This window comes from Promicromonospora sukumoe, assembly GCF_014137995.1.
Lineage (GTDB): Bacteria > Actinomycetota > Actinomycetes > Actinomycetales > Cellulomonadaceae > Promicromonospora > Promicromonospora sukumoe.
The window spans coordinates 1,149,071-1,164,737 of the sequence record NZ_JACGWV010000002.1 but is presented as its reverse complement, the minus strand read 5'-3'; the positions used below and the strand labels follow the sequence as shown (position 1 = coordinate 1,164,737).

The 15,667-nt window shown below is 72.1% G+C and carries 15 protein-coding genes; 13 read left to right on the top strand and 2 right to left on the bottom strand.

Going from position 1 to position 15,667, the window contains the following annotated elements; genetic code table 11:
* Positions 1-87 precede the first annotated feature (87 nt).
* The 13 genes from FHX71_RS22255 (at position 88) to FHX71_RS22195 (ending at position 12,908) form a co-directional block, all read left to right on the top strand.
* Positions 88-1,353 carry an ATP-binding protein gene (locus FHX71_RS22255; protein ID WP_182619585.1) on the top strand — a complete coding sequence of 422 codons (1,266 nt, stop codon included), beginning with the start codon at positions 88-90 and terminating at the stop codon, positions 1,351-1,353.
* 139 nt (positions 1,354-1,492) lie between these two features.
* Positions 1,493-2,770 (top strand): aspartate kinase, encoded by a 1,278-nt coding sequence (locus tag FHX71_RS22250; RefSeq protein WP_182619584.1) that lies wholly within the window; start codon positions 1,493-1,495, stop codon positions 2,768-2,770.
* Between the two features lies 1 nt (position 2,771).
* Complete coding sequence (locus FHX71_RS22245) at positions 2,772-3,878, top strand: aspartate-semialdehyde dehydrogenase (RefSeq protein WP_182619583.1); 1,107 nt, start codon at positions 2,772-2,774, stop codon at positions 3,876-3,878.
* Between the two features lie 180 nt (positions 3,879-4,058).
* Positions 4,059-4,439, top strand: coding sequence for a GntR family transcriptional regulator (locus FHX71_RS22240; RefSeq protein WP_182619582.1), 381 nt, complete (start codon positions 4,059-4,061; stop codon positions 4,437-4,439).
* A complete protein-coding gene (locus tag FHX71_RS22235; protein ID WP_182619581.1) occupies positions 4,436-5,380 on the top strand; it encodes an ATP-binding cassette domain-containing protein in 945 nt (314 codons plus the stop codon). Before FHX71_RS22240 ends, FHX71_RS22235 begins: the two co-directional genes overlap by 4 nt.
* On the top strand, positions 5,377-6,162 hold the full coding sequence (locus FHX71_RS22230) for a hypothetical protein (protein WP_182619580.1): 786 nt from the start codon (positions 5,377-5,379) through the stop codon (positions 6,160-6,162). The genes FHX71_RS22235 and FHX71_RS22230 overlap by 4 nt, the downstream gene beginning before the upstream one ends.
* A gap of 12 nt (positions 6,163-6,174) precedes the next feature.
* Entirely contained in the window at positions 6,175-6,981 is an 807-nt protein-coding gene (locus tag FHX71_RS22225; protein ID WP_182619579.1) for a hypothetical protein, read from the top strand.
* A 45-nt stretch (positions 6,982-7,026) separates the two neighbouring features.
* The gene (locus FHX71_RS22220) at positions 7,027-8,007 is read left to right on the top strand and encodes an ABC transporter ATP-binding protein (RefSeq protein ID WP_182619578.1); all 981 of its coding nucleotides are present in this window, start codon (positions 7,027-7,029) and stop codon (positions 8,005-8,007) included.
* Positions 8,004-8,795: an ABC transporter permease gene (locus tag FHX71_RS22215; protein ID WP_182619577.1), complete on the top strand. Its 792-nt coding sequence runs from the start codon at positions 8,004-8,006 to the stop codon at positions 8,793-8,795. Before FHX71_RS22220 ends, FHX71_RS22215 begins: the two co-directional genes overlap by 4 nt.
* A 31-nt stretch (positions 8,796-8,826) precedes the next feature.
* Entirely contained in the window at positions 8,827-9,558 is a 732-nt protein-coding gene (locus FHX71_RS22210) for a glutamine amidotransferase (protein ID WP_182619576.1), read from the top strand.
* A 297-nt stretch (positions 9,559-9,855) separates the two neighbouring features.
* Entirely contained in the window at positions 9,856-10,968 is a 1,113-nt protein-coding gene (locus FHX71_RS22205; protein ID WP_182619575.1) for a 3-deoxy-7-phosphoheptulonate synthase, read from the top strand.
* Positions 10,969-11,037: 69 nt separating this feature from the next.
* Positions 11,038-11,661, top strand: a complete 624-nt coding sequence (locus FHX71_RS22200) for a hypothetical protein (RefSeq protein ID WP_182619574.1) — start codon at positions 11,038-11,040, stop codon at positions 11,659-11,661.
* Positions 11,662-11,870: 209 nt separating this feature from the next.
* A complete protein-coding gene (locus FHX71_RS22195; RefSeq protein WP_182619573.1) occupies positions 11,871-12,908 on the top strand; it encodes a LamG-like jellyroll fold domain-containing protein in 1,038 nt (345 codons plus the stop codon).
* Between the two features lie 3 nt (positions 12,909-12,911).
* Here FHX71_RS22195 and FHX71_RS30185 read toward each other — a convergent pair whose 3' ends face one another.
* Positions 12,912-14,312, bottom strand: a complete 1,401-nt coding sequence (locus FHX71_RS30185) for a DUF4232 domain-containing protein (protein ID WP_182619572.1) — start codon at positions 14,310-14,312, stop codon at positions 12,912-12,914.
* Between the two features lie 23 nt (positions 14,313-14,335).
* The gene (locus tag FHX71_RS22185) at positions 14,336-15,571 is read right to left on the bottom strand and encodes an NAD(P)/FAD-dependent oxidoreductase (protein WP_182619571.1); all 1,236 of its coding nucleotides are present in this window, start codon (positions 15,569-15,571) and stop codon (positions 14,336-14,338) included.
* Positions 15,572-15,667 lie beyond the last annotated feature (96 nt).

The following is a 15,667-nucleotide window of genomic DNA, read 5'->3' as shown; positions in this document are numbered from 1 at the left end:
GACCTAAGGTCGAGGTACCGCGGATTTGTAGGTGCACCTTCCGCGAATTCGAAGGTGTAGTCGCAAAACCGCGGGTAGGATCGCGGCATGTCTGGTCACGTTCCTCGCCGAGCCCTTGCCGATCTCGTACGGCGCGTCGGCGCGTTCCGGGTCGTCGTCGTCGGGGGCCCTCGACAGGCAGGCAAGACGACGCTGTTGCGGGAGCTGCACGGGGAATCAGGTGGGACCTTCTCGACCCTGGACGACACCACGACGCTCAGTACCGTTCGCGACGACCCGACCAGCTTCGCCGCCTTCGGTGAGACGCCTCGGATCATCGACGAGGTTCAGCGCGGTGGCGACGGACTGCTGCTCGCAGTCAAGGCCGTCACCGACAGGAGCGACGCGCCCGGACAGTTCGTGCTCTCCGGGTCGACGCGGTTCCTGACGGTCCCCACGCTCTCGGAGTCCCTGGCGGGTCGCGCGGTCTTTCTCGACCTCTGGCCGCTCAGCGCGGCGGAGCTCACCCGGACAGATGCGGACGCGATGGCCGAGCTGTTCGAACCCGAGCGGCTGACGTCGCGCACGCTGCCGACCGTGTGGACGCGAGAGCAGTATTTCTCCCTGATCTGCGCCGGCGGATACCCCGAGGCGATCCGTCTCGGTCCCGAGCTGCGTGACGACTGGTTCGACAGCTATGTCTCGACCGTCGTTCTGCGGGACGTCGCGAGCTTCGCGGACGTGCGTCACGTGAGCACCGTCCCGCGACTGCTGCGGATCGTCGCGGCCCGCTCGGGCTCCGGCCTGGTCGTCACCGACATCTCGCAGTGCCTCGGCATCGCCCAGCCCACGGTTCGCGACTATCTCGGTTACCTCGACATCGTCTACCTGACGTCGCGCCTGCCGGTCTGGTCCAACAACCTGACCTCCAGGCTGACCAAGACCGCCAAGGCCTACGTCACGGATTCGGGACTCGCCGCGTCACTGGTGGGTGCGGAGGCCCGCACGGTCTCCCAGCCGGGGCACCAGCTGTCCGGCATGCTCACGGAGACGTTCGTCTTCACGGAGCTCACGAGACAGCTCGCCACCAGCGCCGTGCGTGCGGACCTGTCCTACTACCGAGACCGCGAAGGGCGTGAGGTCGACTTCGTGCTCGAACGACGCGACGGGTCCGTCGTAGGGATCGAGGTCAAGGCGTCCGGCTCGGTGAGGAGCGACTCGTTCTCCCATCTCGCCTGGATGCGCGACAAGCTGGGCGAGCGGTTCAAGGCCGGGTACGTGGTCTACCTCGGTGAACATGTCCGGCCGTTCGGTGACCGGCTCGCCGCCCTGCCCCTCTCGGCGCTGTGGGGCGGGCGCGAGCTGCCCCACTGACGGCACTGAGCGTGGCCCGCCGTCCCGCACGGTGAACGCCTCTGTGCCCGGAATTCCCGCCGTCGTACCATCGATGCGCAAACCCAACCACCCGGCGGGCCGTTGAGACAGACGGAGGCCGGCAACGGAAGGCAGGCACATGGCACTTGTCGTGCAGAAGTACGGCGGATCATCGGTCGGGGACGCGCGCAGCGTGAAGCGCGTCGCCAAGCGGATCGCCGAGGCCAAGCGAGCAGGCAACGACGTGGTCGTGGTGGTGAGCGCCATGGGCGACACCACCGACGAGCTCCTCGACCTCGCCCAGCAGATCACCCCGCTCCCACCGCAGCGGGAGCTCGACATCCTCCTCACGGCCGGCGAGCGCATCTCCATGTCGCTCCTGGCGATGGCGATCACCAACCTGGGCGTGAAGGCCAAGTCCTACACCGGCCAGCAGGCCGGCGTCATCACGGACGCCGTCCACGGGCGGGCGCGCATCGTCGACGTCGTGCCGCACCGCATCCGCGAGACCCTGAACCGGGGCCAGGTCGCGATCGTGGCCGGCTTCCAGGGCGTCACCCAGGCCACGAACGACGTGACCACCCTCGGCCGTGGCGGTTCCGACACCACCGCCGTGGCGCTCGCGGCCGGCCTGAACGCCGACGTCTGCGAGATCTACACCGACGTGGACGGCGTGTTCACGGCCGACCCGCGCATCGTCCCCGCCGCCCGGAAGATCGACCGGGTCTCCTACGAGGAGATGCTGGAGCTCGCGGCCAGCGGCGCCAAGGTGCTCGCGCTGCGCAGCGTGGAGTACGCGCGCCGCTACGGCGTGCCGGTGCACGTCCGCAGCTCGTTCAGCGCCCACGACGGCACGCGCGTGGTCGCGGCCGAGAAGAAGTCGAAGGAGAACGCCATGGAAGCCCCGATCATCTCCGGTGTCGCGCACGACCGCTCCGAGTCCAAGATCACCGTGATCGGCGTGCCGGACGTCCCCGGCATGGCCGCCCGTATCTTCGAGGTCGTCGCCGGCGCCGGCGCGAACATCGACATGATCGTGCAGAACGTGTCGGCCGCGGCCACGGGCCTCACCGACATCTCGTTCACGCTGCCCGACGGCGACGGCCCGGCCACCATGGCCGCCCTCACCGCCGTGCAGGGCGAGCTGGCCTTCGACTCGCTGCAGTTCGACGACCAGATCGGCAAGCTCTCGCTCGTGGGCGCCGGCATGAAGTCGCACCCCGGCGTCTCGGCGCGGCTCTTCGGCGCGCTGCGTGACGCGGGCATCAACATCGAGATGATCTCCACCTCGGAGATCCGGATCTCCGTGGTGACCCGCGCCGACTCGCTGGACGACGCGGTGCGCGCGGTGCACACCGCGTTCGAGCTCGACGCGTCCGACGGCGAGGCCGTCGTCTACGCGGGAACGGGGCGCTGACATGGTCGCGATCAATGATCAGGGCGTGAACGTCGCCGTCGTCGGCGCCACCGGCCAGGTGGGCGCCGTCATGCGCCGGCTGCTGGAGGAGCGCGAGTTCCCCGTGGCGGAGATCCGGTTCTTCGCCTCGGCCCGCTCGGCGGGCACCACCCTCCCGTTCGCGGGCGTGGACGTGCCCGTCGAGGACGTCGCCGCGACGTCGACCGAGGACCTCGCCGACATCGACATCGCGCTCTTCTCCGCCGGGGGCGGCACGTCGCGCGAGCACGCGCCGCGGTTCGCGGACGCGGGCGCGCTGGTGGTCGACAACTCGTCGGCGTGGCGGCGCGACCCCGAGGTGCCGCTCGTGGTGTCCGAGGTGAACCCCGACGCGATCGGGGACGCCGTCAAGGGCATCGTGGCCAACCCGAACTGCACGACGATGGCCGCCATGCCGGTGCTGTCGCCCCTGGCGCAGGCCGCCGGGCTGGAGCGGCTGCGCGTCGCGACGTACCAGGCCGTGTCCGGCTCCGGGCTGGCCGGCGTGGCCGAGCTGGCCGGGCAGGTGCGCGCCGCCGTCGGGCAGGAGATCGAGGGCCTGGTGCACGACGGCGCGTCCGTCGACCTGCCCGACCCCGCGATCTACGCGGCGCCCATCGCGTTCAACGTGCTGCCGCTGGCCGGCAACCTGGTCGACGACGGCTCGGGCGAGACCGACGAGGAGCAGAAGCTCCGCAACGAGTCCCGCAAGATCCTGGGCCTGCCCGACCTGGCCGTGGCCGGCACCTGCGTGCGCGTGCCCGTGTTCACCGGGCACTCGCTGTCGGTGCACGCGGAGTTCGCCCGGCCGATCACGCCGGACGAGGCCCGCAAGCTGCTGGCCGACGCCCCCGGCGTGCGGCTGGTCGACGTGCCGACGCCGCTCGCGGCGGCCGGTGCCGACCCGTCGCTGGTGGGCCGCATCCGGCAGGACCAGTCGGTGCCGGACGGCCGCGGCCTGGTCTTCTTCGTCAGCAACGACAACCTCCGCAAGGGCGCTGCCCTGAACACCATCCAGATCGCGGAGCTGATCGCGAACGACCTGGCGGAGCTCGCGGTGCTCGACGCCGCGGAGGCGGCCGACACGTAGGCCGCCGCCGCACGGCCGCCGCACGACCGCCGGAGGGGCGGGACGGACTACTTGTCCGTCCCGCCCCTCTTCTGTCTTCGTACGAGTCTGTCTTCGGACGAGTTTCCCCGAGGTGCTTGCGCGGGCTCCCGCATCTATGGTTCATTAGTCAAGTAACGAACCAACGGAGGGGGTGAGCCGGTGTTCGACGGACCCGAGCCGATCTACATCCAGATCGCGCAGATGATCCGAGCGCAGGTACTCGCCGGTGAGCTGAAGGAGGAGGAACAGGTCATGTCCACCACACAGTTCGCGACGACGTTCCGCATCAACCCGGCGACGGCCCAGAAGGCGTTCGCCGGCCTGGTCGAGGAGGGCGTGCTCTACAAGCGCCGGGGTCTGGGGATGTTCGTCGCGCCGCAGGCCAGGGAGCGCCTGCTCGAGGATCACCGCAAGCGCTACTTCGAGGAGGTCCTGGCGCCCGCGCTCCAGCAGGCGGACATCCTCGGGATCTCGACCGACGACGTCGTGGCCTACGTGCTCGGCGCCCGCGACGGCAAGCGAACGACGGAGGAGTCATGACCGCACCATTCGGAGCCCGCCTGGACGACGTCGTCGTCCACTTCGGCAAGAGCCACCGGGTGCTGCAGAACGGCACGATGATCCGGGACGACGCCAGCACCGCGCTCGACGGCGCCTCGCTGACGATCCGGCCCGGGGTCATCACCGGGGTGCTCGGCCGCAACGGCGCCGGCAAGACGACGATGCTCTCGCTGCTGGCGGCGTTCACCCGCCCGACGAGCGGCACCGTCGTCGTCGGGCCGGAGGGCGAGCAGGAGGACCCGTGGGAGAACCCGTGGATCACCTCCGGCACGCAGCTCGTCCGGGAGAGCGGCGACCTGATGACCGACGAGAAGGTCTCGACGTCGCTCAAGTACTACGCCGACATGCGGCCGGACTGGAGCGCCGAGACGGCGGAGCGGCTCCTCGACCTGTTCGAGGTCGACGTCCGCAAGAACCCGTCGGCGCTGTCGCGGGGCAAGCGGTCGGCGATCGGGGCCACCATCGGCCTGGCCACGCGCGCGCCGCTGACCATCTTCGACGAGGTGTACCTCGGCATGGACGCGCCCACGCGGTACGCGTTCTACGACGAGCTGCTGGCCGACTACGCCGAGCATCCCCGCACGATCCTGCTCTCCAGCCACCTGGTCGAGGAGGTCGAGCGGCTGTTCGAGGACGTCGTCGTCATCGACCGGGGGCGCGTGCTCCTGGCCGAGTCCGCCGACGAGATGCGGGCGCGCGGGTTCAGCCTCACGGGCAGCAAGGACGCCGTCGAGCGGATCGCGGGCGACCGCCGGGTGCTGCACCGTCAGCAGCTCGGCGCGACCGTCCAGGTCACGCTGGAGGGTGCGCTCGGCGACGACGAGCTGGCCGTCGCGCGCGGGGCGGGCGTCGAGGTCGGCTCCGTTCCGGTGCAGGACCTCTTCGTCCGCCTGACCAGCCCGGGGAGCGTGCTGCCATGAGCGCGGCGACCTCGGTGGCGGCGAGCCCCGCGCGGGACACGCTGGTCCGCGAGGCCGAGCGGCGCGCCGCCCGCCGCGCGGCGGGCGTCACCGTGCGCGTCGTCGCCACGATCGGCGCCTGGTACTGGGCGATCTTCGCGGTCATCGCCGTGGCGGTCGTCCTGGGCACGGTGCGGTGGGGCTCGGGCATGGACCAGGGCGTCGTCGACGCCCAGCTGGGCGGCTCGTCCCGCTGGTTCGTGCTGGTGCTGGGCCTCATCATCCCCGCGACGTACCTCCGGCTGCACGTCGCGGCCGGCGGCACCCGCAGGAGCATGACGACCGGGACCGTGCGGGGCGCGCTGGTCAGCGGCCTGCTGATCGGCGCGGTGACCGCGCTCTACCTGGTCGGCGAGCGCGCGCTGTTCGGCGCCCTGGACCTGACCTGGGCCCGCGAGTTCGGGCTGCCGGTCGGGGGCTACGGGGGCATCGCCCTGACGGTCGTCTCCGAGGCGCTCGTCGCGGCCACGTACTACCTGGTGGGCGCCACGATCGCCGCCGGCTACTACCGCCTCGGGGTGGTGCGGGGCTCGCTGTACATCCTGGTCGCGCTCGTCCCGGCCGCGCTCGTGGACCTCGCGTCCCGTACCGGCGTCACGGCACTCGTCCTGGGCCCGGAGAGCCTGCCCGACGGCGCGGCGGGCGTCCTGCTCGGCCTCGCGGCCGGCGCCGCCGCGGTCGCCCTGGCGGCCTGGCTGTTCAGCGCCCCGCTGCGCTCCGTCCCGCTGCGTCCGGCCGTCTGAGGGGAGACGACGATGACAACACCGACCGTCGAGGAGACCACGATGGCCCGCACCGACCTCGCCCGGGCGGCGCACGTCCGCGGTGTCCGCGGCGTGGCCCGGCGGCTCCGGGGCTCCGGCCTCACCGTCGGCCTCTGGTTCTGGGGCCTCTACGCGCTGTATGCCGTCGGGATCACCGTCGGCAACGCCGCGGCCGGCAACGACCTGGAGATCAGCGCGCTCGACGCGACGCTCGGCGCCACCCGCTGGCCGATGATCGCGATCGGCGTCATCGCGTCGTCCGCGATCCTCACGCTCCACGTGGCCGCGGGCGGCAGCCGCCGGTCCATGTTCGAGGGCGTGCTGCGCGGCTCGGTCGTCGTCGGCGCCGGCTTCGGCGTCGTGACCACGCTCGCGCTGCTGGGCGAGGGGCTGCTCAGCACCTCGCTCGGGATGACGTGGCGCCGGCTCGGCGCCCTGCCGTTCGACTCGCCGCTGACCGTGCTCGGCACGACCGTCGCGGAGGCCCTCGCGCTCGCCACCTACGCGCTCGTCGGGGCCTGCATCGGGATCGGGTTCACGTACGGAGGCGCCCGGGGGACGCTCCTGATCGTCCCGCTCGCGCTCCCCGCCGTGCTCGCCGACGTCGCGACCCGCACCGGCGTGATCGGCACGATCGCCAACGTCGAGCTCCGGCCCGACATCGACCACGCGGAGGTACCCCCGGCCGAGGGCCTGCTCACCCTGCTGCTCGGCCTCGGCGGGGTGGCCGTCGCCGCCCTCCTGGCCGCCGTCCTGCTCCGGGCCCTGCTGCGCACGGCACCCGTGCGCGCCCGCTGAACCATCCGTCCGCACCCCCCCAGATCCGACCCAGAAGGAGTGACCATGACGTCCCCAGTCGTCGAAGTCAGCCACCTCAGCAAGTCCTATCCCGGGGCGCGCGGCGCCGGCGCCAAGGTCGCCGTCGCCGACGTCAGCCTCACCGTCGCGCACGGCGAGATCTTCGGTGTGCTCGGCCCCAACGGGGCCGGCAAGACCACCACCGTCGAGTGCATCGCCGGCCTCCGGACCGCCGACGGCGGCGACATCCGGGTGCTCGGCAAGAACCCTCGCACCGACCCGCTGGCGGTGCGCCAGCACGTGGGCGTCCAGCTCCAGGAGGCCGCGCTGCACGACAACATCACCGTCGACGAGGCGATGCGCGTCTTCGCGTCGTTCTACCCCGACCCGGCGTCCGTGCCGGAGCTCCTCGACCTCCTGGACCTGACCGCCCACGGCAGGCAGCGGTTCGGCAAGCTGTCCGGCGGCCAGAAGCAGCGGCTCTCCATCGCGCTCGCGCTGGTCGGCAAGCCGCAGGTCGCCATCCTCGACGAGCTCACCACCGGCCTCGACCCCGCCGCCCGCCGCGCCACCTGGGACCTCGTCGAGCGGGTCCGGGACTCCGGGGTGACCATCCTGCTCGTCACCCACTTCATGGACGAGGCCGAGCGGCTCTGCGACCGGCTCGCCGTGATCGACAAGGGGCGCGTCGTCACCGAGGGCACGCCCGCCTCCCTCATCGAGGGCCTCGACGGGTCCCGCGGCGTCCGGCTCCGGTTCGCCGACCCGGTCGCCCGGCAGCGGGCCGCCGACCTCCTCACCCTGCTCTCCCGGCAGGACGACGACATCACCGCCGTCCGCACCACCGCGGACGAGATCGAGGTGACGGGAACGCGCAGGGCGCTGTTCGCCGTCGTGCAGGCACTCGCTCCCGCCGAGCTGGTGCCCGACGACGTCCGCACCGTCACGCGCACCCTCGAGGACGTGTTCGTGCAGGTCACCGGACGGCAGTACCAGGCAGACGAGAACGAGGAGGTGGCGGCATGAGCGCCGTCGGAACGGTCAGCGCCGCGCGCAGCGCCCGCGGCTTCGGCACCCTGTTCGCCACCGAGGCGAAGGTCTGGCTCCGCGACCCGGGAGCCGTGTTCTTCGCGCTCGTGTTCCCGGTGCTTCTCCTGGTCGTGCTCGGCCTGGTCATCCCCGGCTTCCGCACCCCGATGGACGAGCCCGGCCTGCCGTGGGACGGTGCGCCCGCCATCACCGCGTGGTTGCCGACCGTGCTGGCGCTCGCGGTCGCGACGATCTCCCTGACCACCATGCCGGTGCAGTTCGCGACGTTCCGGGAGAAGGGCGTCCTGCGCCGGCTGGCGACCACGCCGATGCCCCCGCAGAACCTGATCGGCGCACACCTGGTGATCAACGTGCTGGCGCTGCTCGTCGCCGCGGCGGCGGCTGTCGTCGGGGGCATGGCGGTGCTGGGCATCCCGGCCGCCGTCGACCCGCTGGTCGTGCTCCTGTGCTTCGTGCTCGCGACCACCGCGATGTTCTCGCTCGGCCTGCTGGTCGCGGCGCGGGCCGCGCGCGGCACCTCGGCGTCGGGCCTCGGGATGCTGATCTACTTCCCGTCGCTCCTGTTCTCCGGGGTGTGGGTGCCGCTGCCCGTGATGCCCGACTGGATGCTGGAGGTCTCGAAGTACACCCCGATCGGGGCGGCCGCCCAGGGCATGCTGGCGGGCTGGTTCGGCGACGGCTTCCCGCTCTCGCAGGTGCTCGTCATGCTGGCCTGGACGGTGGTGCTCTTCCCGCTCGGCGTCAAGCTCTTCCGCTGGACGTGACCGCTGGTCAGAGGTCCCCTACGCTCGTTCCATGAAGCCGTTTCTGCTGCTCGCGACGCGTGCGGAGGACCTCGCCGCGGACGGTGAGCACGAGGCCTTCCTCCGGTACGGGGGCCTCGAACCCGAGCAGCTGCACCGGGTGCGTCTCGAGCGCGACCCGCTGCCGCCGGTGGACCTGGACGACTACTCCGGGGTCCTCGTCGGCGGGGGACCCTTCAACTCCTCGGACCCCGAGGAGACGAAGGGTCCCGTGCAGCGGCGCGTCGAGGCCGAGCTGGCCGGACTGCTCGACGAGATCGTGGCCCGCGACTTCCCGTTCCTGGGCGCCTGCTACGGCGTCGGCACCCTCGGGGCGCACCAGGGCGCGGTGATCGACGCGACGTACGCCGAGCCGGTGGGCCCCGTGACGATCGAGCTGACGCCGGACGCGGCGGACGAGCCGCTGCTGGCCGGCATGCCGCAGTCCTTCGCCGCGTACGTCGGCCACAAGGAGGCGGTGCGCAAGCTGCCCGACCACGCGGTGCTGCTGGCCTCGTCCGCCGGCTGCCCGGTCCAGATGTTCCGGGTCAAGCAGAACCTGTACGCCACGCAGTTCCACCCCGAGCTCGACGGCCCGGGGATCGACCAGCGGATCGCCGTCTACCGCGAGTACGGGTACTTCCCGCCCGAGGAGGCCGAGCTGGTGCGGGAGCGCTGCCTCGCCGTCGAGGTCACCGAGCCGCTGCGCGTGCTGCGGGCGTTCGTGGAGCGCTACGCCCGGTAGCTTCGCAGGTCCCGGGGCACTGTGATCGACCGCATCCTGGGATCCGGTGGACAGCCGCCGGGGGTGGGGCTACCGTTTTGGCCGTGGACATCCGTTGGTATTGGCGCTTTACGTCGGCTCCTGGTGGAGCTCGGCGGGCGTACGCCTGACCAACTTTCCACCCGGAGCCAGGGCCTGGGACGCCGATCGCGTCCAGGCCCTTCGTCTTTACCGAGACGGGCCGCTCCGGACCAGGAGTCGGTGGCGGGCCGTCCGGTTCCTCGAACCAGACCTCGCCGACCAGGAGCCCCGATCCCGATGAGCATCACCCCCGCGGAACCCAGCACCGAGGCATCGACCGACCTCGGTACCCGCACCTCCGACCTGCGCATCCGCGCTCTCGACCCGCTGCCCGCCCCGCGTGGCCTGCTGGAGGCGATGCCGCTCGGCACCGCCCGCAGCGACCTCGTGACGACGTCCCGCCGCGAGGTGCGCGACGTCCTGACCGGCGAGGACGACCGTCTCCTGACGATCGTCGGCCCGTGCTCGGTGCACGACCCGGCCGCCGCGCTGGAGTACGCCGGACGGCTCGCCGCGCTCCGGCGCGAGCTCTCCGACGACCTCGTCGTCGTGATGCGCGTGTACTTCGAGAAGCCGCGCACCACCGTGGGCTGGAAGGGCCTGATCAACGACCCGCACCTGGACGGCTCGCACGACGTGCGGCACGGCCTGAACCTGGCCCGCGAGGTGCTGCTCGGGGTGCTCGACGCCGGGGTGCCCGCCGGGTCCGAGTTCCTGGAGCCCACCAGCCCGCAGTACATCGCCGACGCCGTGACCTGGGGCGCCATCGGTGCCCGCAACGTGGAGTCGCAGGTGCACCGCCAGCTCGCCTCCGGCCTGTCGATGCCCGTCGGGTTCAAGAACGCGACCGACGGTGACGTGCAGATCGCCGTGGACGGCTGCATCACCGCCGCCAGCGAGCACACCTTCTTCGGGGCCGACGCCGAGGGCCGCGCCGCCGCCGTCGAGACCACCGGCAACCCGGACTGCCACGTGATCCTGCGCGGCGGCCGTTCCGGCCCCAACTACTCGCCCGAGGACGTCGCCGCCGCCCTGCGTGTGGCACGCACCTCCGGTCTCGGCGGGGCCGTCGAGACCGGCGTGATCGTCGACGCGAGCCACGGCAACTCGGGTAAGGACCACGTGCGCCAGGCCGGCGTCGTGCACGAGATCGCCAACCGCATCGCCGACGGCGAGCACGGCATCACGGGCATCATGATGGAGAGCTTCCTGGAGGCCGGCGCGCAGCAGCCCGGCCCGCTGTCGGAGCTGACCTACGGCCAGTCGGTCACCGACAAGTGCATGGACTGGGACACCACGGAGGACCTGCTCCGCGACCTGGCCAAGGCCGTGCGCGAGCGGCGGGGCTGATCCTTTTTTCGAAGCCGGTCGAGCCTGTCGGCCCGGCCGGCTTCGTCTTGCCCGCCCTATCCTGTGCGGATGGTGGATGCGGCGGGTTCGGTGGGGCCTGGACAGCGGCGGGGTCGGCGCACGGCGTGGGTCGTGGGCGCGGTGGTCGTGGTGGCGCTGGTCGCCGGCATCGGCGTGTGGCGGTACGCCGCTCGGAGCGCGCAGGTCGAGGCGAGCGGGGTGACCAGGCACGCCGGGATGGCGTTGCCGGACTGCCTCCCCGACATGGCCCTGGCCGTGTACGGCGGCGGCGACGAAGTGGTCGTCGCGCAGTCCGTCCGCAACGTGTCGCCCTGGCCCGTCACCGTCATCAGCCAGGACCCGGAGGCCTACCGCTTCGAGGCGCTGAGCGACGACCCGGCGGACGACACGGCCGTCACGGGCGGAACGGACGGGGGCGCCCCGGCCGGCACCTCCGACCGGGTCGTGCTCCCGGCGGGCCGAGGGGTCACGATGTGGATCGTCGACCCGCAGCGCGGCAGTGTCCAGGAATCCGGCGTCTGGTACGAGTTCGACCAGGTGCCCGTGACGGTGCGGGCGCTCGGCGTGGAGCGGGAGTCCTCGCTGCGGCTGCCCGGAACGCTCTACGTCGGCGGAGGCGCCGACGGCGGCGACCGCCTGGGCGAGGCGCTGCAGGAGGCGTGCGACGCCTGAGGGCAGTCTTTGGTCAAATAAGGACAAAATCACCCACAAGTTTTGTCGTGCCGACCGCCGGCCGTCGATACGGTCGAGGTGCCCCGGCAGGCCGTCATCCCAGGTCAGGCCGCTCTCCATGGTGGAGCGCGGGTTCAGCCGGGGCTCGTCGAGAGGCTGGTGGTTCGCCCGTGCCCGAGAGTCCATGGATCCGACGTCGAGTCGCCGCGGTGGTCGCGGCCCTGTCCCTGAGCGGAACGCTGCTCGTTCCCGGTGCCGTCGCGGCGGAGTACCCGGCCGCTGCGACGGCCGAGGCGGCCCAGTCCGGTGTACCGACGATCACCCCGGTCGCGGGATACCCCGCCCTGTACGAGCAGGGAGTCTCGACCGGAGGCCCCGACGTGCCTGGCGCGTTCGCGCTGGACGGCGGAGACGATGTCGCCTACTACCGCTACAAGTTCACGCCGGGGCCGCGTGGCGAGATCGTCCCCGGAGAGCTTCTCGAGTTCGCCCCGAGGCATGCCGGGTCCACATGGCTGGCGGTGAGCGCTGTGGACGCAAGGGGCATCGCGACCAGCGCACCGACCTACGAGTTCAATGTCCGTCTGCCGGTAACGGCCGGTCGCTGGCTGTTCGACGAGGGAGAGGGAGGGACGGCGGTCAGCGAGGTGACAGGGGACACCCTCGCGCTCTCGAGCCTCGACCTCTGGGGGCCGGGCTCCAACGCGGAGCTGTTTCCCGATGACGACTTCGGACTGGTGCTCGACGAACCTGCGGACTCGGCGGTCTCGTCAGGGCTGGTCGTCGATCCCACGGGTCTGTTCACGGTCTCGGCCGTGGTCAACCCCGATGACGCAGGTCCGGGACGTGTCGTGTCGCAGGGATCCGACTTCGAGCTGGCGGTCGTGACCTCGCCCGAGTGCCCCACGGCGACCGCTACCTGCTGGGCCTTTACGGTCGCGACAGGGGACGGAGGCGGATCGACCACGACCTATGCCGACGCGGAGCCACTCCCCGGCGTGTGGAACGCCGTCACGGCGATCCGGAACCCGTACGCCGACGAGGTCCGGATGTATTTCTGCGAGTCGTACGTCGACACTCCGCGTCAGGTTGCCCAGAGCACCGTCGACCCGCTGGACGCGGGGTCGGGAGCCCCGTTGCTCGTCGGCGGCTCGGACTGGTCCGGATCGGTGGACAACGTCCGGGTTCTGGCGGGTGCGCCCGCCGACACCAAGATGGTGCAGTGGTGCTTCGGCGCGACGACGTGAGCGCTAGTCGCCCTGGGTCCAGGGGCCGATCCGGACCTCGGCGCCGTCGAGGACGTCGAGCCCTGTCGCAGGGGTGCCGTCCGTCGTCGCGTCGAGCGGCACCGGATCGGCGCCCGGGACCGTGGTGACCTGGACCGTCGTGGTCGTGTCCGGGTCGTTGGCGGTCGACATGGCGCGCCAGAGCAGCGGGGCGAGCACCGTCCCGCCGTCGGGCACGACCACGCGGCCGGGCACGACGCCCGGCTCGTAAGGCTCGATCGTGACGTCCTGCTGGGGCTGCCCGGCCTCGTTCTCGAAGACGAGGCCGGGCACGTTCTCGACGGCGCACGGTCCGCCCGAGACGTTCGTTGCCCGGACCGACCCGCCGCGGGTGCCCGCCGCCGAGTCCACGACGCCGAACGTGACCTCCAGGTCCGGGCCGGCGCAGTCCGGGGCGGTGGGGTCCTCGGGCCAGACCCCAGCATCGGTGAACGGGTCGAGGGTGTGGGGCGCGTGCGAGGCCGGCTCCGCGCCGGACACCCAGCCGGTCGTCTCGGCGTACGCCGCGTCCAGGACCGTGTAGCCCACGGGGTCGTCGGCTGTGCCGTAGTCCTGGGTCTCGAGCCAACGTCGCAGGTCAGCAAGGCTCTGACTGTCGGCCTCGGCGTCGGTCTGGAGGGTGATCCGCTGCTCCGGGGAGAGGTACGTCGCGTCCACGACCCCGGGCCGGGCCGCCGCGGCGACCAGCAGGCGGACGGCGTCGACGTCGGGCATGCGCGTAGCGCCCTGGTAGTGCACGCCGGGGGCCTCGAGGTCGACGCCGCGCTCCAGCTCCACGGCGGTGCGGGCCAGGCCGACGAAGTCTTCGGGGCTCGCGGCGGTCACGTGGGCCGTCGAGGCGATCGGGCTCTCCTCCCAGGAGCCGTCACCACCACCGAGACCGAGGCTCAGGCCCACGGTGCTCGCCCCCGCCGCGAGCAGGGCGAACCCGTCGGCGACGGCGGCGGACACGACCTCGGACGCCGTCGCAGGCCCCGTGCTCACGCTGAGCCCCGGGCCGCCGACGAAGCTCGACGCCACCGTGACGTTCTCCCCGTCGTCCACGCGGTCGGCCCCGGCGACCAGGAGGCGGTGGGCCTCCCCGGCGGCCTCGCCCGCCGCGCGCGGGTCGAGCGTGCCCGCCAGGGCGACCTCGACGCTCACGGTGCTCGGCGCCTGTTCGCGCCGCTGCCCGAAGTTGCCCTGGACGGGCTCGCCCTCGGAGACGGTCCGGGTGACCGCGACGTCGTCGACCCCGGGGAGGTCACGGACCGCGTCGGCGGCCGACGTCACCTCGGCGGGCGGCTCGTCGGCGGACGGCGTGCATCCCGCCAGGACCAGCACGGAGACGGCGGCGAGTGCGAGGATCCTGGGGAGTGGTGGCACCCCGAGATCGTCCCACCGGGGGGTCAGCCCACGAAGGCGTCCAGCTCCTCGCGCGGAACCTTCCTCCGAGACCTGATCAGTTCCTCCACACGGTCCATCTGTTCCCACACGTTCACGGCCATCCCGGCCACGACCTGCCCGTCGAGCAGCCAGAACGCCACGAACTCCCGGGCTCCGAGATCCCCCGAGACCACCACGTCGTCGTACCCGCCGGGCACGTCCACCCAGCCGGTGTACTCCATGCCGACGTCGTACTGGTCGCTGTAGAAGTACGGCAGCCGGTCGAACGGCGCGGTGGCGCCGAGCATGGCCCGCCCGGCGTGCGCGCCGGTCCGCTCCGCCGTCGCCCAGTGCTCCACCCGCAGCGGCCGCCCGTAGTGCGGCGAGGGGATGCTCGCGACGTCGCCCGCCGCGAAGATGTCCGGGTGCGACGTCGCCAGGGTGCCGTCCACGACGATCCCGCCGCCCTCCGCCGCGGGCCGCAGGTCCAGCCCGGCGACCTCCGCGAGCCCGATGTTCGGGGTGGCGCCGACACCGATCACGACGACGTCGGCCCCGATCCGTGTCCCGTCCGACAGCTCGACGCCGGTGACCCGGCCGTCCGCGCCCTGCAGCCCCGAGACCGAGGTGCGGCGCACCAGGCGCACGTCGTGCTCGACGTGCACCCCGGCGTAGAAGTCGCCCATCTCCGGCCCCAGCACGCGGCCCAGCGGGTGCGACCCGCGGCCCACCACGGTGACGTCCAGCCCCAGGGTCCGGGCCGACGCCGCGACCTCGAGACCGATCCAGCCGTCGCCGACGACGGCGACCCGGCCCACGCCCTCCAGCGACGCCTCCAGCAGCATGCTGGAGATGCGGTCCGAGTCGTCGATCGTGCGCAGGTAGTGCACGCCCGACAGGTCGGTGCCGGTCGCGTCGAGCGGACGCGGCGTCGAACCGGGGGCGAGGAGCAGCTTCGCGAAGGGGAGCGTGGCGCCGTCGGACAGGGTCAGCATGTGCTCGCCCGGGTTCAGCCCGACCACCGTCTCGTTGGTCCGGACGGTCACCTCGTGCTCGCGGTACCAGGCCTGGTCCAGCGGGAAGACGGCGTCCCGCTCCGACTCGCCCCGGAGATAGTCCTTGCTGAGCGGGGGCCGTTCGTACGGATGATGGGGCTCGCTGGTCACGACCACGAGGTCGCCGCGGTACCCCTCTTTGCGCAGCGCTTCCGCGGCACGGGCTGTCGTCAGTCCACCACCGACCAGAACGAACGGGTTCATAGGACGCCTCCTGGGCTCGGACTCCCGGGCTCTTGGGTAGGCGATCAGTCTTGCACCCGAGGCGCATGCGAGCAGTCTGTCCACAGCCCGCCCGGA